Here is a 20673-nt window from a genome sequence, read left to right on the forward strand (position 1 = left end):
CATAGAATAGCTACTTTAATGCTAAAGCGCCAACTACGAAATTATTAAATCAAACTTGACAGAATAATATTTAGTTGCTTGGTTGTAAAATAATTTAACTCAAGCTTGAATTTTTGGTGGACTGAAGAAACCTAGTAGGGCTAGCATTGCAATGCCCACCCTACAAGCAACTAAGGCTGTTGGCGTATCCTTTGCCAGATAGTAAAGCCCAAAAGAATGATAATGCTACTGGCGGTAGCCAGCATCACAGCCAAACTCATACCTTGTATTCTCATGGCCAGCAAGTTGAAAACTAAGGTAATTGACCAAAGCGTGAACGCAGCATTGCGCTGGGAGAGTCCCCAAGCAAGTAAGCGGTGGTGCAGGTGGTCTTTGCCAGGAGTACTCAGAGGGTTATTTCCTGCTAGTAACCGCCGCACAAATACTTGAGTGGTGTCTAGCACTGGTAACAACAGAAATAAAACCGTAGGAATTAGCGCATAAAGTGTGTTTTGTTGCAGTTTACCTAAAATACTGGTTGCTGCCAGTACATAGCCGAAAAAGTATGCTCCGGCATCACCCATAATAATTCGTGACGGATGGAAGTTATGGCGCAAAAAGCCCAGTGCAGCACCTCCCAAGGCTGCAAGTACCAAGATTGCTGCTGCACGATTATTAAATTGGGCTGCAACAGCCAACAAACTCATAGCGGTAATAAAGCTGATTCCTCCTGCCAAGCCATCCATACCATCCATCAAGTTGATGGCGTTGGTAATCCCTACTACCCACAGCACTGTTAGCAACATGGACAGCAGCGAGTCGATGGGGGTGCCAAACAGGACTTTGACGCTGATGCCATTAGCTACCAGCAACAGTGCCGTGACAATTTGCGCCCACAATCGAACAGAGGGCGGTAAGCCGAACTGATCATCGATAAAGCCCACAAGGACTAATATCGAACCCCCCAACAAAATAGTGAGTACCTGAGCCAATACGTTTTGGAGTTCGATCGGTCGTAAAAGGCTAGCTAATACCAGCGCGGCAATTACACCCGCGTAGATAGCCAGCCCCCCTGCATTGGGTAAAGGTTCTCGGTTGAGTCGCCGTGCGTTGGGTTGGTCAGCCCAACCTACCCGCAAGGCGAATTTGCGTACTGTCGGAATTAAACGCCAAGTTACAACCCAAGCCAACAGGAATGTAAATACTACCGCCAACCAGCCGGTGCCGCTAGGGTCGGCAATACCGAGGGACTTAAGGGAGTTGTCTAGATTCATCTCCCAATTCAAGCATTACTGCCAGTATCTAATATGAGCATCACCTGTATATTAATCAATTTTTTTATTTCCATTTATAATTTGAGCGGCTTGAGAGATTAGCACTCTTGACGTGTGAGTGCTAAATTGTCTAATGGAAGCGCTGGAGAAATAAAACATGGCGAAAATTATTGCATTTAACGAGGAATCGCGGCGAGCTCTAGAAAGGGGTGTTAACGCCCTTGCCGATGCCGTAAAAATCACCTTAGGGCCAAAAGGTCGCAATGTCCTTTTAGAGAAAAAATTTGGCGCACCTCAAATTGTCAACGATGGTATCACTGTTGCCAAGGAAATTGAATTAGAAGATCCTTTGGAAAATACTGGTGCAAGACTCATCCAGGAAGTAGCCTCAAAAACTAAAGATGTCGCTGGGGATGGCACTACCACGGCCACAGTTTTAGCACAAGCCTTAATTCGGGAAGGTTTGAAGAACGTCGCGGCGGGTAGTAACCCAGTTAGTTTGAAGCGCGGGATCGACAAAACCATTGAGGCACTGGTAAAAGAAATTGCTAGGGTAGCCAAGCCAGTAGAAGGAAGTGCGATCGCTCAAGTTGCCACTGTCTCTGCTGGTAATGATGAAGAAGTTGGCCAAATGTTAGCCGAAGCAATGGAAAAAGTCACCAAAGATGGTGTAATTACCGTTGAAGAATCTAAATCTCTAACCACCGAACTAGAAGTAGTTGAGGGGATGCAGATTGACAGGGGCTATATTTCTCCCTATTTTGTCACCAACAACGAGCGGCAAATAGTCGAATTTGAAAACGCCCGGATCTTGGTGACAGACAAAAAAATTAGCAGCATCCAAGATTTAGTGCCGATTTTGGAAAAAGTTGCCCGTTCTGGTCAGCCCTTGCTAATTATCGCTGAAGATGTCGAAGGTGATGCTTTGGCAACTCTGGTGGTGAACAAAGCGCGGGGTGTACTGGCTGTGGCTGCAATTAAAGCGCCTGGGTTTGGCGATCGCCGCAAAGCTTTGTTAGAAGATATTGCTATTCTCACCGATGGACAGTTGATTTCTGAAGAAATCGGCTTAAGCTTGGATACCGCTTCTCTAGAAGCGCTGGGAACTGCCCGCAAAATCACCATTGACAAAGAAACCACCACAATTGTAGCTGGCAGTGTCACGAAGCCAGAGGTACAAAAGCGAATTGCTCAAATTCGCCGACAGTTGGAAGAAACCGATTCTGAATACGATCAAGAAAAACTACAAGAACGCATCGCCAAGCTCGCTGGCGGTGTGGCAGTGATTAAAGTGGGTGCGGCAACCGAAACCGAACTCAAAGACCGCAAACTGCGAATTGAAGACGCACTGAACGCTACTAAAGCCGCCGTGGAAGAAGGTATTGTTCCTGGTGGTGGGACGACCTTAATTCACTTAGCTAAGACGGTAGAAGCGATTAAAAACAGCCTGCAAGATGAAGAAGAAAAAATTGGGGCTGATATTGTCGGACGAGCGCTAGAAGCTCCCTTGCGCCAAATAGCAGACAACGCCGGTGCTGAAGGTTCTGTGATCGTCTCTCAAGTCCGAGATAGCGACTTTAACATTGGCTACAATGCTGCTACCGGAGAATTTGAAGACTTGATCGCTGCTGGCATTATCGACCCTGCCAAAGTCGTGCGTTCAGCTTTGCAAAACGCTGGTTCCATTGCTGGTTTGGTCTTAACCACCGAAGCGATCATTGTTGAAAAGCCGGAGAAGAAATCCGCCGCTCCTGCCCCTGATATGGGCGGTATGGGCGGTATGGGCGGTATGGGCGGTATGGGCGGTATGGGCGGTATGGGCGGTATGGGCGGCATGGGCGGCATGTTCTAATTTCTGCTGACCGAAGAGGCAGGGGAGCTCTTAACTCTTAGCTGGGGAGAAAGATTTTGGAATTCCCCAGCAATCAAGGGTTTGAGAGCAAATAAATTTATTTATGCTCAAGGTAAAAATATTTATTTCGAGCCTCAAGTGCCATCAGAAATAACGCGTCCAAGTTTTCAGGGCAACTAAATTTATTTATGGGGTCTTCTCCCCACCAAGAACTGCCCCTTTTCCTCTTCACTGACCTAGATAAATATTTTTTAAGCAGTTTGTCTTGCCAAGGCAAACTGTTTTTTATATTAAATTTTGTAAAATTACGTGTAAGTTGTTAGTTGCCCTAGTCAGTTGTTTTTAGCACTGACAAATGACAAATGACAAATAACAAATGACTATTAGGTAATATTACATGACACGAAAACTGCGCCGCCTCCCCAAAATAGTAACTAGACCGGATGAAAATGAGTTCTATCACCAACCAGGGACTCTACCTGGAACCATTATTATTGATGCAGATGCTCCACCACCGATAATTTTCTTGATTGACTATAACCAAACTAATTTTACCCGTGAACAAATAGCAACTCCAGAGGAGTGTATCCCATATCTGGAGATGGAATCGGTTTCTTGGGTAGACGTACAAGGTTTAGGCAGTCAAGACATATTACAACGATTGGGTAAAGTTTTTAAGTTACATCCTCTAGTTTTAGAAGATGTAGTTAATGTACCGGAGCGTCCCAAAACAGAGGATTATGAAGACCAATTGCTATTCATTAGCCGCATGGTAGTAGCAAAGGAAAGATCATGTGGTTTTTATAGTGAGCAAGTGAGTTTAATATTAGGGAAAAATTATTTGCTGACAGTACAAGAGGAACCAGAGCATGATTGTTTTGAAGCGGTGCGATCGCGAATTGAAAAAAATAAAGGTATCATTCGTAAACAGGGAGCGGATTATTTAGCTTACGCTGTGTTAGATGCAATTATTGATGGCTTTTTCCCAGTGCTGGAGCTTTATGGGGAGCGAATCGAAGAGTTAGAGGAGGAGGTAATAGTTAAACCAACCCCACAAACACTACAAAATATTTATCAAATTAGGCGAGAATTACTGCAACTACGTCGTGCTATCTGGCCACAGAGGGATGCAATCAATTCCTTAATTCGAGATGGCAGTGATTTGATTAGTGAAGAAGTGCGAATTTACCTGCGAGATTGTTATGACCATACGGTACAAGTAATGGATATGGTGGAAACTTATCGAGAACTAGCATCTGGATTAATGGATGTGTACCTTTCGGCAGTGAGCAACAAAATGAATGAAATTATGAAGGTACTAACAATAGTTTCAACAATTTTTATTCCACTGACTTTTGTGGCAGGAATATATGGGATGAATTTCAATACTGAAAAATCGCCATATAATATGCCTGAATTGAATTGGTATTGGGGCTACCCAGTTTGCTTGGTAGTAATGGCTGCGATCGCACTTGCTTTACTATTCTTTTTTTGGCAACGAGGCTGGCTGCAAAATTCTGTAATAGTCAAGCGCAATTAAAAATTGCAGATGAGCCATGAGTCGAATATACATTCATTAGCACTGGGAGTTGAAATTCTGAGTTATGAGGAGTAGCGACCAGAATTTAATAGTTTTGACGATTTATATTATCGGTGTCTCCTATGTTTTTAACCGCATGGTTGAATCCATTGACGACCAAATTAAATTTGAGTTTAAAAAAGGAATCGTTGACGAGCAACTCAAAGAACAAAATCTCGACGATAAAATTGGGATTTCCTTTAGACTCAATTCCTCATACCCAATTGACGATTTGAAAGATTTATCACTTAGCATTGAAAATAAATCTGAAAATATTGCCGTATACGTTGACTGGGACAATAGCTCTTTAGTAGTTGAACATAGCAAGCAATCGCGCCGCGTGATTCGGAAATCACCAGACTTAACCCGCGATTTAGCAGTACCCCAAAGTCCTAGCCTGATTGCCCCCAAGAAAACACTTTCTGAAACGGTGACAGCAGAAGATGTTTTCGGGCGCGATCAAGTAACTGGAACCTATTTAGCGAAAAAACCACTAATTGATATCAACGGACTGCAAAAAGGGCAAAAAAAGTTGTACAACGACTTTATTAACAGAAGAAAGGAGTTGGATTTTTCCCTGCAACTGGTGCTACGGATATCTGAGGTGCGTTTAGGTCTAGCCCCAGGTCGTGATTTTCCTGATATTAGCATTATCAATTGTCCTTTCACAGTCAGGAAACTACCTTGGACTTACGCTCTACCTTGGAATAAAAAAAAGTAATACCAACCAGACACACTATGCCATCCAAGATTACACTGGATCTAAGGAGAGAGTAGGCGCAGGCAGTTGCAGATCAGTCATAGTCACTGGTTTGAGGAAAGTCCGGACTCCCGAAAGACCAAACTTGCTGGATAACGTCCAGTGCGAGCGATCGTGAGGATAGTGCCACAGAAAGATACCGCCAAAACCAGTGCTGAGTAATGAGTGCTGAGTGCTGAGTAAAGAAAACTCAGCACTCAGTACTCAGCACTCACAACTGTTTTGGTAAGGGTGCAAAGGTGCGGTAAGAGCGCACCAGCAGTATCGAGAGGTGCTGGCTCGGTAAACCCCGGTTGGGAGCAAGGCGATAGGAACTACGGTTGGTCTTTTACCAGTTCCGCTCAATGAGAGCCGCTAGAGGCGTTTGGTAACAGGCGTCCCAGATAGATAACTGCCCTCGCAAGAGAACAGAACCCGGCTTATGTCCTGCTCTCTCCTCTGTAATGGAGTATGAACCTTTCACGGTTTGTACTCCATTATTTTTTGTACGGATTTTGTGCGATCGCTAATTGATCATTTAGAGCATTCCCAGGATCTCTAATGCTGTATCCAGATGCCATTTAACCCGATAGAGTCCAAACAATTTCTCTTGACTGTACCGTGCTGGGTACTCTAGCTTCTTTCCCTCCTACATCATTGAACAAATATCTTCTTGGGATATTTCCAGAAAATATATTGTCATGCCCTTTTATTTTTTGAATGTAATTTATTTGACTTTGGAATTAGAAAAACATTTTAGCGATGCCTGTTTTGGGTTTGGTGATCGCATCGCACACTTTTTGCCCCACCTCACAAAATCGCGTTGCTCCCATAATCCACTTTGGGATAAGATTTTCTTTGCACATCCCCTTTGACCGTGCTTTTGACCGCGCAACGAGCGCCAGAAACTTGTGGTATCACTCCTGCATTGGATACTGCATAGTGGACAAGGAGTGCTTTTGCCCCCAACAGACTCAACGCTTGAACATTTGAATTTTTTGCTCCTTTTAGGTAGAAATGGGTTTACGGCTAGTCAACCAATGGCTTTGGGATTTTTGGGTAGTAGATGATGGTCACAACTATCATCTTTTTTATCTACAAGCTCCTAAATCGCTAATTGATGGTTCTTTGCGACATTGGAATACCTCAATTGGTCATGCTATTTCAGGTGACCTGATTCATTGGACAGTTTTGCCTGACGCTTTAAAAGTGGGTTTGCCAGGAGAGTGGGACGACTACGGAACTTGGACTGGCAGCATCATAAAATGTAAAGATATTTGGTATTTACTGTATACGGGGATCAAAAAATCGGAGTCGGGACTGATTCAACGCATTGGTCTTGCCACCTCTGATGACTTGCTGCATTGGACTAAGTACCCTTATAACCCAGTGCTATGCGCTGACCCCAAATGGTACGAACTTTTTGACCCGACCTTTTGGCACGACCAAGCATGGCGAGACCCGTGGGTATTTTGCCATCCCCAGACAGGCTATTTTCATGCACTAATAACTGCTCGCTGTGCCATTGGCCATCCTTCGGGTCGGGGTGTTATCGCTCATGCTCGCTCACATGACTTGATTGACTGGGAAGTCCTACCTCCGTTGACTCAACCAGGTGAGTTCGGTGATTTAGAAGTGCCGTCTTTATTCAAAATCAAAAATCGTTACTATTTGCTGTTTTCTGTTCTCTCTACATCTCACTCTCAGGCTAGACTTTTACGTCTTGGAGAAGAGCCAGTCACTGGAATTCACTACATGGTTGCGGATGATTTACTAGGAATTTTTAACTTGACAACCAACAAATTTCTCTTGGGAGACCCAACTGACCCAATGGGACTACTTTACTGTGGAAAAACTGTTCAAGACAGATATGGACAGTGGTGGTTTCTAGCATCTCGTTTATCCTATGCTGACAATAATTTTGTTGGTGAGCTGATTAATCCAATTTCTTTATCGGTTGATCATCAAGGTAACTTAATACTGCAACGTTAGTTTAAACTCAACTTTATCGCGTAACGCTCTCAAGCTTTTGACTTCTAATTCTGTGCGTGTAAACATAAAATAGAGTTACCTCCTGTAAAAGTGGAAATCGGTGGGCAACAAGTTTCTCAGGCTAAGATGCCCACTGATTTAACATTCTCCACTAATATACATGTGGAGAATAACTTTATTTGTATTTCTACACAATGTCTAAAAATAAAGGTAATCCAGATAACTTAAAGCCATTCACCACAGACAGAGAGCGACCACTAACTGAATATCTACATTTGCGCGTCACCAAGGAAATGAAGGAAGAAGTGAAAGCTAAAGACGACCCTCCTGAGTTTTGCCGTCAAGCTATTCAAGAGAAGCTAGATAGAGATAAGTAGCGAAAAGTTGTTAAAGTAATAGTCCAAGAACTCTATATAAGAATAAATAGCTAGTTGCTTCCCCCTGCCCCCTTCCCCTTATCATGTAATGCCCCTTGCCTATCCACGCCGTCAACGGCAACTCGAAAGTTTAATCCAAAAATTTGGTTTGTCGGTAGAAGCACCTATAAAGTGGGAACTGTTGGATTTAGCGCTAACTCATCCCACTGTCTCTGATTCGTCAAATTATGAACAGCTAGAGTTTGTTGGCGATGCAGTGGTGCGCCTGGTGTCGGCTGTTGTGTTATGGGAAAATTATCCTGATTGTCCAGTAGGGGATTTTGCGGCAATTCGTTCGGTTTTGGTGAGCGATCGCATCCTCGCCCAATTGGCAAGAGTTTATGGTTTGGAGTTATACTTACTAGTCGCTGGCAGTGCTACTGCTGATAAAGTTGGTCTAGAGTCACGACTGGCAGATGCTTTTGAAGCAGTTTTAGGTGCGCTTTACTTAAGTACTCAAAATCTGGAATTGATCCGCTCTTGGCTAGATCCTCATTTCCAAGAACTAACGACAGAAATTCGCCTCGATCCTGCCAGACTTAATTACAAAGCTGCTCTCCAAGAATGGACTCAGGCGCAATTTAAAGTTTTACCAGAATATCGGGTTGTGGAACTGACTCAACCGCACCGCAATCAAGAACGTTTCGTGGCTGAAGTGTGGCTGCACGGAAACAAGCTAGGAGTTGGTAAGGGACGCTCGATCAAAACTGCTGAACAAGCCGCAGCTAAGGTAGCTTTTTTAGCAATTCCTAATCCGCAAATCCCCTGAGCTTAAAAGACGGTTGATTAGCTGATAATCAGTTGGTTGTCAGTGGTCATTTGTCCCTCGTCCTTTGTATACTTCTCGGTTAGCGCAATTAGTCGTTGCAGATCCCCCAACCCACGCCAGTCGCTCCACTTGGGGAGACCCCAAGACCGCGCTGGCTCCCCGATAAATTGAGGGGCTTCTAACCCTCTTTTACCCCTTTAAAAAGGGGGTCGCCGTAGGCGGGGGGATCTGAATCTAGGACGACTCAACCCTTATCCGAGAAGTATTGCCTTGTCTTCTGTATACAAATGACTAATGACTAATAACTAATGACTAATAACAAATGACAAACCAAATTAAAATTGCTGTCATCGGAGTTGGGCGTTGGGGAGTGCATCTGCTGCGGAATTTCTTAGCAGAACCCCAAATAATTGTAGTTGCTGTAGTAGACCCACATCCAGAACGATTAGCGGCGGTAAAGCAGCAGTTTAATTTAGATGAAAATGTACTGTTAACAACGCAGTGGCAGGAGATCAAGAAAGTACCAGGGTTAATAGGGGTAGCGATCGCAACTCCAGCTACCACCCACTATGCTTTAATTAAAGACGCTCTCCAACAGGGATACCATGTTTTGGCAGAAAAACCTCTAACTCTCAACCCAGCAGAATGTCGGGAACTTTGCGAGTTAGCAGAGCAGCATGATTTGATACTTATGGTTGACCATACTTATTTATTTCACCCAGCAGTTGAGCGAGGAAAAACTGTAGTACAAGCGGGTAAATTAGGTGATTTACGCTATGGTTACGCCACCCGCACCCATTTGGGGCCTGTCCGGCAAGATGTTGATGCACTGTGGGACTTAGCTATTCACGATATTGCTATCTTTAACGCTTGGTTGGGGCAGATTCCTGTGAAAGTACAAGCAACGGGTACGGTATGGCTACAAGGGGAGGGGAGTAGGGAATGGGGAGTAGGGAGTAGGGAACTGACCCACTCCCCATCTCAAGGTTTAGCTGATCTAGTATGGTTAATACTGACATACCCAGATGGCTTTCAAGCTTATATTCATCTGTGCTGGCTGAATACCGATAAGCAGCGACGGCTGGGGATTGTAGGTAGCCTTGGTAGTTTGATTTTTGATGAAATGTCGCGATCGTCACCTCTAATGCTGCTACATGGGGAGTTTGAACAGCAGGGCAATCAATTTATTCCGGTGAATCAAAGGCAGGTGGTGCTGGAATTAGAACCAGGTGAACCATTGGGGCGAGTTTGCTCCTCCTTTGTTGTCTCTATCCTCAACAATACTCCCTCAGAGGTTTCCTCTGGCTGGGTAGGCACTGAGTTAGTAGAAACTCTTGCTGCTCTAACAGTATCTCTTGAGCAAGGCGGCAAGCCTGTTTTTCTGAAGCCGTTATAAACCAATACGCTTGGGTTAAGGATAATCGTAGGTTGGGTTGAACGAAGTGAAACCCAACAAACCATTAATTCGCCGTATTCGTATACTTTCAATAGTGTAGAAGATAGTAAAAATTACCAATAGCAATTGACAAAATTGTAGAATTGGATCGAGTCGCCATCCCTGAAAAATGAAAATAAAACCATAAAAATAAAGGTTTCTGATTTTTATCTGATGATAGTAATAGAAATCATTCGTGAAAAGTTAGATCCCCGACTTCTCAAAGAAGTGGGGAATCTGGACAGTGCGAATTTGAACGAAATCAGATCGGATTGCTATAGTGCAATATCTCAAATTCAAGCGAGATTCGAGCAAAGCGACTATTACCTTTCAGAAGTCCCATTTGCATAAACTTCTATTTTTGGAAGACTTACCACAATAGTTTGTAACGGCGAAAGACGAATCTCGCAAGTCTCCTTCCGAAGTACCAGCAGAGACTTCGGAAACTTCTCGTTGTCTACCCCTGCTTTCGCAGATTTGTTGCTCTCTAAAGAGGGGCTTTCCCCAGACTCCTGTAAGCTAGGGTAGCGGCTTGCTTTTGCCCCCTGATTCTCAGAGGAAAATCCCAAATCGCCGACATTTTCTTCTTTCTTTGGAATAGCTAACAGCGAGATATCAATCAAAGGAATGGTAATCTTTAGTGTCGTACCTTGATAAAGTCCCGCACTCTCAAGAGAAATGCTGCCTCCCATGAGTTCGATTAAGTTTCGTGAAATTGCTAATCCCAGTCCAGTACCTTCAAACTGGCGCGTGGTTGTGCCATTCACCATTACAAAGGGGCGAAATAGTTTGTGCTGTTGAGTTGGATCAATTCCTATACCTGTATCTTTGACAGCGACTACCACCTGAGATTTACCACTACTATATTGAAGTTCTGTAGCAATGGTGATGCTTCCGGTGTCGGTGAACTTAGTGGCATTACCGATAACATTAATCAGCACCTGCTTCAGTTTGGCCGCGTCTGCCTTAATTGGTATCGCTTGGGGATCTAACTCACATTTCAACTGCAAGCCTTTTTGTTGAACATTAACTGATTGTAGATTAATCACCTCTAACAATATTTGTCGGAGGTCAACAGGCGTGCTGACGACTGAAAGCTTACCTGCTTCGATTTTAGAAATGTCGAGTAAATCATTAATAATACCTAGCAAGTGAATCGTTGTTTCATCGGCACGTTTGAGGAAATCCATTTCTTCTTCTCGGTCATCACATAAGCCATCTTCAACTAGGCGAATACAGTTAATAATAATATTTAATGGATTTCTCAATTCATGAGAAGTCGTAGCCAAAAACTGGCTTTTAATCTGGTTAGCGGTTTTTGCTTCTTTCCAAGCTATTTCCAGTTCTTCTGCCCCAGCTTTAAGCCGTTCTACCATTTGGTCTAATGCTTGGGCTAGTTGATTAAATTCCTTGATTTGAAAATTGTGCGGAACTGGTTGTGCGGCGTGGTGAGAGTGAATATTGAGAGCGTAATCTCGCAATTCTTCTACAGGACGTGCCAAGTAAGGAGCTAGATATAGGGATGCTAACAAACTTGCACCAATCAAACCAACTGTCAAAACGATGAGAATTAGTTTGATTTCTTGTAAACCAAAAAGCGCATTATCGACACTAGTGACGGCTAAGACTATCCATTTTTCCTGCTGCTGTTGGGTGAGCGGATTTGCGATAGCTGTATAGCCACCGACTAATTCTTTCCCCTCCGTAAAAGATAAATTTATCGAATCGTTTCGTCCCGCAATTGCATTTTTAATTACGCTCTTTAGTTGGGAAGCATTTGGGTGCTGATTGATATTAGTTCCTACCCAGTCTGTAAGTGGGTGCGCCAAAATTGTGCCATCTTCAGCAATCACTACCATCGCGCCTGTGAGCGATCCGGGTCGATTTATGGTTTGTTGGTACAATGCAGACTGAATACTTAAGCTGTAAACTAAATTTTTTCGGCTATCAGAGACTGGTGCAGATAACACTAATCGCAGTTGATTTTGGGTGTTTCTTTTACCAGTTATTCCTGCCTTTGGCGGGAAGATTGCTTTGACATCAATTCCGTCACTAGGCAAAGGTAATGTCAATTCTCCAATAGCTTGATCCCCACAGCTACTGGCAATTATCTTCTGGTTTAGGAGATTCGTTAATTGGATGCACTCAATATTGGCTGGAAGTTCTTGCCTTAACTGCGTGAGAATTTCTTGCTCTTGTATCGGCAAACCCGACGGAATCACCGTTGTTTTACTTACACTCAGCAAATTAGCTTTTAAGATTGCGATCGCATCTCCAATTCTCTCCCCTTTACTGATAGCGCTTTCTGCTAAATTTTGACGTGCAGTTTCCAATATGCTAGAACGTGCCTTATTCAAGGCAACAATCTCACCTGTAAATAAAACTGGGACAAACAGCAGCAATATTCTCGTTACTAAAATTCGACGAAAGGAAGATTGGCGGGAATTAGCCATCGAGTGTCTCACTTTGCATCTGCAAACCACAACACCAAAGATATCTAATTAGACCAGCTACATGAGACATTTTATTAGATTATCAGAATTTTATTTTCAATGTTTAAAAATAACAAATTGCTATAATTCAAAAAGAAACGTCTTATACCAAAAGTCATATATACTAGATGTAGAAGCGATTTGTGTTGTAGATGAATACAGTAGTGAAATTGTAAAACAGTAGCTTGCAGGCATGGATTTTTTTGAGAATCTACACAGGATCAAAGAAAATATTAAAACTATCAAATCAATTTAATGTTGCAACATCGTCCTCATACTACAGTTGTTTTAGCAATGAGTGCAGATGGCAAAATAGCAGATTTTAGGCGATCGCCTGCTCGATTTGGCTCAAGGGTTGATAAAGCACACTTAGAAAAACAAATCGCTGCTGCTGATGCGGTTTTATTCGGTGCTGGTACTCTGGGCGCCTACGGAACAACACTCACCGTCAGAGATCCAACTTTAGTGCAACTTCGGGTGCAAGCGGGGAAGCCTCCGCAGCCAGTTCATATAGTAACTACACACTCTGCAAACCTGAATCCGGAAATTCACTTTTTTAAACAACCAGTTAGACGCTGGCTACTCACGACAACAGCAGGAGCAGTTTCATGGAAAGGACGCTTACAGACGCTTCCCTCAACTATGGAAACCAGAGTACGGGAATGTCCTCCAGAATTTGAGCAAATTCTAGTTTTTGAAACACCAACGCGAGAAATTGACATTCCCGCAGCTTTGAAACATCTAGCCACTCTACATATAACACGCTTGGTGGTCTTGGGTGGAGGTGAATTAGTCGCTTCCTTACTGGAATTAGATTTAATTGATGAATTATGGCTGACTGTCTGCCCACTGATTTTAGGTGGTAATACCGCACCCACACCCGTCGAAGGGAAAGGATTTTTATCCGATTTAGCTCCCAAGTTGCAACTTCTAGAAGTTCATAGAGTTGAGCAAGAAGTGTTTTTGCACTATCGCCTGCAACGACCAGGAGATTAGATTACGCTAAGTTAAGTTATTGGGCATTGGGCATTGAGGATTGATTATTCGTCTTGTCCCCTTGTCTTCTACTCCCTAATCCCCACTCCCTACTCCCTACTGCCCTAAAAAGTGGAACACCTTAAGCCTCGCTATTCTGTCGTTTGGACGAACAAAATCGCTGAAGTACCCCAAAATGCCTGGAATGCTTTGGCAATGCCACTCAAAACGCCGTTTTTAGAATGGGAGTGGCTGAACAATCTCGAAACCTCCCAGAGTGTTATGGCTAAAACTGGTTGGTTGCCAAATCACTTGACATTGTGGCGAGATAGAACGTTGATTGCTGCTGCGCCACTTTATCTCAAAGGACATAGTTCTGGTGAATTTGTTTTCGATCACCAATGGGCAGAGTTAGCCGATCGCATCGGAGTCCAATATTACCCAAAATTGCTGGGAATGTCACCATTTACCCCAGCTGAAGGTTATCGGTTTTTAATCGCCCCAGGAGAAGATGAGGATGAAATCACAGCGATGATGGTGCATGAGATTGACACTTTTTGCTCCAAAAATCGGATTTCTGGCTGTCATTTTCTCTACGTCGATCCCCAATGGCGTCCGATGCTGGAACGGCATGGTTTTACAACTTGGCTGCACCATAGCTATGTCTGGGAAAATGCTGGCTTTAAAACTTTTGATGATTACTTGAAAGTGTTTAACGCCAATCAGCGCCGCAATATCAAGCGGGAACGCAAAGCTGTGGAGAAAGCAGGTTTAAGATTGCAACCGCTAAGTGGTGATCAAATTCCTCAGTCTTTGTTTCCCTTGATGCACCAGTTCTATGCAGACACCTGTGATAAGTTTGGCTGGTGGGGTAGCAAGTATCTCACGAAGAGGTTTTTTGAGCAGCTACACACCGATTATCGCCATCGAGTCTTATTTGTTGCTGCATATAGCGAACAAGATAACTCTCATCCTTTAGGAATGTCCTTTTGTTTGTTTAAAGGTGACAAACTCTATGGACGCTATTGGGGGAGTTTTCAAGAAATAGATTGCTTACATTTTGATGCTTGCTATTATGCACCAATTGAGTGGGCGATCGCTAACGGCATCCAAATTTTTGACCCTGGCGCGGGCGGGCGTCACAAAAAACGCCGTGGTTTCCCGGCTATGCCGAATCACAGTCTGCACCGCTTTTACAATAATCGTTTAGGACAAATTTTACGTCCCTATATTAAGGAAGTGAATCAACTCGAACAGCAGGAGATTGAGGCAATTAATGCAGAGTTGCCATTTAGTGAGAAAAATGATTGAGGAAAAGGAATTACTTTCATAGCAGAGTTTGCCGAATAATTCAGTTTTATTCGGCAAAGAGATGCGAATTTTCCTTATTTTCAAAATTGTGAAATTAAACTGTTGGCGATCAAGACGGTATTTGTGCTACCATTCGTCAAAATTCACCCTCTTGAATGCCTCGCCGAATAATTTCTTCGTGTTGGTGTACTGCCTGTGCCCTTTCTGATTCTCCTTTTGAAGTGAAAATAGCAGCAGCTTTCTGGAAATCTTCAATTCCCTTTTGTGGTTGTCCTTCTAAAGCCAGAGTATTACCTCTATAAAAATAAGCCTCGGCATAGTTAGGATCAATCTCGATTGCTCGCGTGTATTCACCAATTGCTTCTTGAGACTGACCTTGTTTAGCCAATTTACGCCCACTTCGGAAAAATTCTTGTGCACTCGCCATAGTTCCTGAATTTTGTCCTTGACTGCTTGGACTACATAAACCATTTGAATCTTTGACCTGCCCCGATGGACAAGCTGATTGTTCCTGAGCTTTCGCTACAGAGTCAAGAATTATAGGGAAGATGATAAACGCAGAACATACGCCAAATATAATGGACAGGTGCTTTGTTACTAATTTCATTTTAGATTACTCCTAATTCTAATAGTTTATTGTTGTGCTAGATAATCCATTCGTTCTACTTCATTAAGCATCAAATCCTCGATACGTAAAGTTGTATGTTGACCTGCTAATAGTTCTTCTACCTCAACTACACAGGGAATATAAGCGTCCTGCTCGCGCATGAAATCCATTGTAAATGTGTACGGATTTACAATACTTCTAGCTTCTAATTGGCGAAGCTGAGACTGAAATTCGCATTTGAATTCCTCTTCAAAAGAAAGTTTTTCTTGTAGAATACCATTACTGTAAAGATGGTATTCAATAGTGCCGCATGTATCGCTGCCAGCGTAGTAAATAACAGAAGTACTCAGAAATTCTGAAATATTCCTAGCATCTTCTTCTGTTAAGTAAATTCGTATCGCCGACATGTGGGGTTTATAAATTAAGCTCCAGGGATGTCCCCGCAGCTGAAAAACAAAAGTGCTTTCATTCTGAATTTCAATTTCGCATTCATACGCATTGCGTACCCAGACATTCATTTGTCTTAAAGTGCTAAATGCTTGTGAAACTTGTTCTACAGATACTCGAACAAGAACAAACACAAGATTTCGATCAATTGTTTCTAATCCTCTACGCTGCTCTAGAGGGATACCTTCTTCTCTGACAAAATATATTGACATCTTGGTAAATAGTTTTAAATTCTACCAGGGTTTCCGGGACCACCATAACCTGTAGGTACCCTTCCTGGAAGGATATACACAATGGGATTTAATAATTCCGTCTTGCCCATCTGAAGATTACCAGACGGTGGTGCAATTTCACATCCTATGGAATGCCAAACTCCAATATCCCTATTAGTAGCTTCAGCAATTGTTTTAGAACTTATTGTTCTGACATCGGATGTGGTGAGAAAAACAATCGCTGGGTTTTCATTGTTAGCTGTTGCAGGACTCCTATCGAGAATATCTAGGTGACCAAGAATTTGATAATCTTGATGGCTGGGAGGTAATAAAGTCTTTTGCACTGCCTTTGACTCATAAAAGACGCTATCCGGGTAAGTGAAACTAAAAAATGGTATCAAGTTAACCACAAGCGGAACTACCCCATCTGGTTGTACATTACCGATACCAGCTTTTATTTGCCTTAATGGTGAAGGAAAAAGTCTTCCGTTTGGAGCAATGGGATCACCTGGTTTGAGTGTACTCAACGCAAACCGTTCAAATTTTACTCCAACTTGAGATAGTGGTATGCCTTGGTTAGTTGCAATTTGATCGAGTCTGCTTTTAGTTAATGGTGTTTGGCTGGAATTAGCACAGGTTTGAGCTTGAACAGCAAACGGAGTCATCGCAACTGTAGCTCCTACCCCGATGAATAGCGCTATTTTTCGGATGTAATTCATGATTAGCAACTGAAGTAAGTAAGCCTTTAGCAGGACTTTTAAATTTCATTCCAAGGCGAGTATATAGTTTTTTTTTATTACTATGGCTTCAGTAAATTCATGCAGTAATATGGTTGCCGCTCATTTGATGATAAAAGTATAATTTATAGCAACTTCTCTGATTTGCTTTTAAGTAAAAGGAATCAAAAATATCTGAAAGATATCAATAAGACTAAGTAAGATAGGAATTACACTTGATGTAGAGTGTAAAAACCCTCAAGAAAGAAAATTTCTTTTTATAATGCTTATGGATTTAATAGTTGAAGATTTAGCCGCAATTGATGATAAACTTTCCCAGCGTCATATTGACCTTGATCCCGGTGGATATTTCATTATTTACTTAGATCGAGAGGCAGGGTTCATTTATGCCAAGCATTTTACAAATGTAATTGACGATCGCGGTTTAGCTATCGATCCAGAAACGGGAAAGGTAATTCCGGCGCGAAAAAAGGTGGAACGAACTCACACGATAGTCTTTAGCGCCAGGACGGCGAAAGAACTTTGCGTGAAGATTTTTGAAGAAACTCAGCCCCCTCCAATAACTCTATTAGATCATGCAGCTTATTTGGGTCGAGAATTTGTTCGGGCTGAGGTGGCTTTGATCACAAAGCAAGAGTATGTTCAGGATTAAAGTTAGGAGTGAGGAGTTAAAAATTAAGAGTTAAAAGCTAAGAGTTAGAAATTCATAACTCCAAACTCCTAACTCCTAACTCCTAACTATGACATTACCCATTAGATGATGGCTGATTTATCTGATAGATATAGTAAGTCGCCATTGGGATAACGGTGGCGGCAATTAACAATCCTACTACCCAAGCAGTAGCGTTACCTTGGTCGGTTTCTTCTGCTTTCTTGAAGGTACCTTCTACCTGTATATTGTCAGTGATTTGGGGTGGTCCTGGATCGGCTTTGCCAGAGAGAACGGCGACAAGGCGATCGCTTGCATCTAGAAATGCCTGATTGTATTTGTTACCATTGCGTAACGGTACACTTACTGTTTCAGTAGCTACACTCTCGGCAATAGAGTCAGTCAGTAAAGGCTTGACTTGATCGCCAGTCAGAATGGCAGTACCATTGGTAACTGTATCAATAACCAATAAAGTTTGATTAGCTTGGGCTTCCTTTGTCGGAAACCATTTTTTAAACAGCTCTTTGGTGAAGCTTTCCGGTGTTTCCCCGTAGTCGAGACGGCGAACAGTCACAATTCTAACTTCCTTATCTGTTTGGCTTGCCAAATCCTTGAAAGCGCTGCTAATCTTGCCTTCATTTAGACGGCTGATGACTTCACTTTGATCTAAAATCCAGGTGTCATTCCCTGCCGTGAGCTTAGGTATTTGATACACACCTGTGGCTAAAGCCGGTGCGGCAAACAGCGAAGCTGCTAAAATAACCGTCACTAAAGGTAAAATTAGCCGGATGAGGTGTTTCTGACTGCTAAATACTTGTTTGAGGAGCTGTTTCATCGTGTAAACCCTAAGACAGACTTGCACCAAAAATACTACCAGAACCACTGTAAAAATCACCTCGTTCCCGGTTTTCTCCAGTATGAAGTTTCTGCTACTGTCAGCAGAATATATATTTTACAGGATTTTTTGACTGCACAAACTTGTTCTGAGGGCGGAATTTGCAAACCCTCTAGAAACTATATCTTAATGATCGATATTTTTTCATATAGCGGTTCTCGGTTGAGTGAGGTACAAGAACCCCACCCCCAACCCCCTAAGAGCAAGCGAAGAGGGGGCGATGATGTACCTCATGTGATTAGGAAACGGTATATCTGCAAGTAGTTTTTCCTTTTGTACTCATTCATGGGTGATATCTGCATTTTTCTGATATTTTACTTACAGCAGAATTCAAGTATTTGAACCACATCTGTCGTCGGGGCACAGCAATGCTGTGCCCTTACTGCGTGGTCTATTTACCTGAAAATAGCTGTAAATCTATATCAATATAATATATACATGACCATAATTTTAACTAACGACGACGGCATTGATGCCCCCGGTATCCAAGCTCTACTCAAAGCTGTAAACGGCAAAAATGTTATTATCGTTGCTCCTGTTGATCCTCAGTCTGGCTGTGGACATCAAGTTACTACCACTCGTGCCATCAACCTCCAGCGACGTTCTGAGAATGAGTATGCGATCGCAGGTACTCCCGCCGATTGTGTGAGAATTGCAATAGCACAAATTGCCGCAGATATCAAATTTGTACTTTCAGGTATCAACGCTGGGGGTAACTTGGGAGTCGATGTCTACATTTCTGGCACAGTGGCTGCTGTGCGGGAGGCTGCAATGCACGGTATTCCTGGAATTGCCATTTCCCAGTATCGCAAAGCCAAGCAGAATTTTGATTGGGATCTGACCGCCAAATTCACAGCTGAAGTTTTAGTGGACTTACTCAAGCGTCCCCTAGAACCGGGAAGCTTCTGGAATGTGAATCTGCCGCATCTGCAACCAGGAGAATCAGATCCTAATATGGTGTTTTGCCAACCCTGTACTAAACCTTTGCCCGTGAACTATCGAATTGAAGGCGATGATTTTTATTATGTAGGGGAATATGCCAAACGCGATCGCACTCCTGGTAGTGATGTGGATGTATGTTTTTCCGGCAATATCGCGGTAACTCAGTTAAGAGTTTAACATTCAGTTAACAGTTACTAGTTAACTGTTACCAGTTTTTAGGCTATTACGAATTACGTTAGCGTAGCGTAAAGCCTTCTCTTCTCCCAAGGGGAGACGCTGTTCGCGTTCGAGAGGCAACTCTTAGAGACGCTGTTCGCGTTCGCCAACGGCATAGATTCGTTTAGAGCGAGTCCACGAGCGTCATTACGAATTACGAATTACGAATTACGAATTACGTAATTACGAATTACGAATTACGAATTATTTTAGTCATCTAATGCTTGAATTAAAGACATAAACCGATCTACAGTTTGTGTCAGTTGGTTGAGTTTTTGCAGTGAATCATGCTGAGATTCAGTAAGAGTCTGTACAGCATCACACAATGCGACAATTTGATAGCCTTGCTGTTGCACCTGCTGTCCCTGTGCTTCGACTTGAATGCTGAGAGTCTCCAATCTTTCTCCAAGACGTTCAATTGTCTCAGTCGTAGAGAGTACTGCTTCCCCAATTTGCTCAACAATAGATTCTAAGCGATTTATCTTTACTTCGACTCCTGCTGAAATCATTTCTTTACACCCTATTTTTGAGAGAGCATCTTAGTAAAATTCTTAATACCAATTGAAATAATTAATCCCAGTAAAAACATTAGAGAACACTGTCATTACAATAATATGTATGATTTTGTTATTTGATGCTTCTACTCAATGTTGTGTTTAGCTACTTATATAGCAGTGTATGGATGCAACACACGGTAGGGGCACAGCATTGCTGTACCCCTACGAGTGGTCTGTATTTCATACAATTGAGAACCGCTATAGGTAATTAATTGATTGCAATTTTTAATCAAGAGTCTTCACCAGATATTACATATCTAAAATGATTAGTCACCCCTCGCAAGATATAGTTAATTAAAATTAGCTTCAATTTATACAAAGTTGTACTTCCCAAAAAATTAACCAAAATTAAGTAAAGGTATAGTTAAAATTGATACTTTTAATTCAGCTAAGTTTCTAGTCTAATTAAGTCCCAATAATTATATCCTTGTTGTTTAACATTTGGCTCTACGATTCACTAAACACTAGTAACAAATATTTATCTAAGGAATAAGAATTACAGTAATTTGATATCAAACCAGCCACAAAGATTGTAAACTTGAAAGATGTAAAAAAACAGATTATTTAGAGATGGCAGCATATTCGATTGACTTACGGC

18 protein-coding genes, 1 other RNA gene and 1 pseudogene are annotated in these 20673 nt (G+C 42.4%); 12 read left to right on the top strand and 8 right to left on the bottom strand.

What is annotated here, in order from left to right; all coding sequences use genetic code 11:
• Positions 1-170: 170 nt before the first annotated feature.
• Positions 171-1253 (bottom strand): MraY family glycosyltransferase, encoded by a 1083-nt coding sequence (locus V7K36_RS00900; protein WP_335112412.1) that lies wholly within the window; start codon positions 1251-1253, stop codon positions 171-173.
• Positions 1254-1410: 157 nt separating this feature from the next.
• Between V7K36_RS00900 and groL the strand changes: the two genes are divergently transcribed.
• The 8 genes from groL to V7K36_RS00940 all read left to right on the top strand — a co-directional run bounded on the left by groL (position 1411) and on the right by V7K36_RS00940 (position 9996).
• Complete coding sequence (groL, locus tag V7K36_RS00905; RefSeq protein ID WP_335112414.1) at positions 1411-3105, top strand: chaperonin GroEL; 1695 nt, start codon at positions 1411-1413, stop codon at positions 3103-3105.
• 397 nt (positions 3106-3502) lie between these two features.
• Entirely contained in the window at positions 3503-4645 is a 1143-nt protein-coding gene (gene corA, locus V7K36_RS00910) for a magnesium/cobalt transporter CorA (RefSeq protein WP_335112416.1), read from the top strand.
• Positions 4646-4709: 64 nt separating this feature from the next.
• On the top strand, positions 4710-5405 hold the full coding sequence (locus tag V7K36_RS00915; RefSeq protein WP_335112418.1) for a hypothetical protein: 696 nt from the start codon (positions 4710-4712) through the stop codon (positions 5403-5405).
• A gap of 49 nt (positions 5406-5454) precedes the next feature.
• An RNA gene (gene rnpB, locus V7K36_RS00920) (RNase P RNA component class A) lies at positions 5455-5881 on the top strand.
• A gap of 559 nt (positions 5882-6440) precedes the next feature.
• Entirely contained in the window at positions 6441-7415 is a 975-nt protein-coding gene (locus V7K36_RS00925) for a family 43 glycosylhydrolase (RefSeq protein WP_335112420.1), read from the top strand.
• 194 nt (positions 7416-7609) lie between these two features.
• Positions 7610-7792, top strand: coding sequence for a hypothetical protein (locus V7K36_RS00930; protein WP_334906029.1), 183 nt, complete (start codon positions 7610-7612; stop codon positions 7790-7792).
• A gap of 88 nt (positions 7793-7880) precedes the next feature.
• Positions 7881-8600 (top strand): ribonuclease III, encoded by a 720-nt coding sequence (gene rnc, locus V7K36_RS00935; RefSeq protein ID WP_335112422.1) that lies wholly within the window; start codon positions 7881-7883, stop codon positions 8598-8600.
• A 322-nt stretch (positions 8601-8922) separates the two neighbouring features.
• The gene (locus V7K36_RS00940; RefSeq protein WP_335112424.1) at positions 8923-9996 is read left to right on the top strand and encodes a Gfo/Idh/MocA family protein; all 1074 of its coding nucleotides are present in this window, start codon (positions 8923-8925) and stop codon (positions 9994-9996) included.
• Between the two features lie 66 nt (positions 9997-10062).
• Here the strand turns inward: V7K36_RS00940 and V7K36_RS00945 are convergent.
• Positions 10063-10179: pseudogene (locus V7K36_RS00945) on the bottom strand (Ycf66 family protein); the annotation flags it as partial.
• A 179-nt stretch (positions 10180-10358) separates the two neighbouring features.
• Positions 10359-12488 carry an ATP-binding protein gene (locus V7K36_RS00950; protein ID WP_335112426.1) on the bottom strand — a complete coding sequence of 710 codons (2130 nt, stop codon included), beginning with the start codon at positions 12486-12488 and terminating at the stop codon, positions 10359-10361.
• A gap of 294 nt (positions 12489-12782) precedes the next feature.
• Here V7K36_RS00950 and V7K36_RS00955 point away from each other — a divergent pair, with 294 nt between their 5' ends.
• Complete coding sequence (locus V7K36_RS00955) at positions 12783-13523, top strand: RibD family protein (RefSeq protein WP_335112428.1); 741 nt, start codon at positions 12783-12785, stop codon at positions 13521-13523.
• A gap of 111 nt (positions 13524-13634) precedes the next feature.
• Entirely contained in the window at positions 13635-14813 is a 1179-nt protein-coding gene (locus V7K36_RS00960) for a GNAT family N-acetyltransferase (protein ID WP_335112430.1), read from the top strand.
• Positions 14814-14949: 136 nt separating this feature from the next.
• Here V7K36_RS00960 and V7K36_RS00965 read toward each other — a convergent pair whose 3' ends face one another.
• From V7K36_RS00965 to V7K36_RS00975, 3 genes are read right to left on the bottom strand one after another with little or no spacing between them, the layout of a single operon-like run.
• Positions 14950-15420 (bottom strand): tetratricopeptide repeat protein, encoded by a 471-nt coding sequence (locus tag V7K36_RS00965; RefSeq protein WP_335112432.1) that lies wholly within the window; start codon positions 15418-15420, stop codon positions 14950-14952.
• A 26-nt stretch (positions 15421-15446) separates the two neighbouring features.
• Complete coding sequence (locus tag V7K36_RS00970; protein WP_335112434.1) at positions 15447-16079, bottom strand: hypothetical protein; 633 nt, start codon at positions 16077-16079, stop codon at positions 15447-15449.
• 14 nt (positions 16080-16093) lie between these two features.
• Positions 16094-16798 carry a hypothetical protein gene (locus tag V7K36_RS00975; protein ID WP_335112436.1) on the bottom strand — a complete coding sequence of 235 codons (705 nt, stop codon included), beginning with the start codon at positions 16796-16798 and terminating at the stop codon, positions 16094-16096.
• Positions 16799-17084: 286 nt separating this feature from the next.
• Between V7K36_RS00975 and V7K36_RS00980 the strand changes: the two genes are divergently transcribed.
• Positions 17085-17468 carry a DUF4346 domain-containing protein gene (locus V7K36_RS00980; RefSeq protein WP_335112438.1) on the top strand — a complete coding sequence of 128 codons (384 nt, stop codon included), beginning with the start codon at positions 17085-17087 and terminating at the stop codon, positions 17466-17468.
• A gap of 94 nt (positions 17469-17562) precedes the next feature.
• On the opposite strand, the gene psb32 is transcribed toward V7K36_RS00980, so the two are convergent.
• Positions 17563-18300 carry a photosystem II repair protein Psb32 gene (psb32, locus tag V7K36_RS00985; protein WP_335112440.1) on the bottom strand — a complete coding sequence of 246 codons (738 nt, stop codon included), beginning with the start codon at positions 18298-18300 and terminating at the stop codon, positions 17563-17565.
• Between the two features lie 498 nt (positions 18301-18798).
• Here psb32 and surE point away from each other — a divergent pair, with 498 nt between their 5' ends.
• Complete coding sequence (gene surE, locus V7K36_RS00990) at positions 18799-19479, top strand: 5'/3'-nucleotidase SurE (protein WP_335112442.1); 681 nt, start codon at positions 18799-18801, stop codon at positions 19477-19479.
• Between the two features lie 248 nt (positions 19480-19727).
• On the opposite strand, the gene V7K36_RS00995 is transcribed toward surE, so the two are convergent.
• Complete coding sequence (locus V7K36_RS00995) at positions 19728-20027, bottom strand: hypothetical protein (protein ID WP_335112444.1); 300 nt, start codon at positions 20025-20027, stop codon at positions 19728-19730.
• Positions 20028-20673 lie beyond the last annotated feature (646 nt).

It is taken from the genome of Nostoc sp. (assembly GCF_036919555.1).
Lineage (GTDB): Bacteria > Cyanobacteriota > Cyanobacteriia > Cyanobacteriales > Nostocaceae > Nostoc.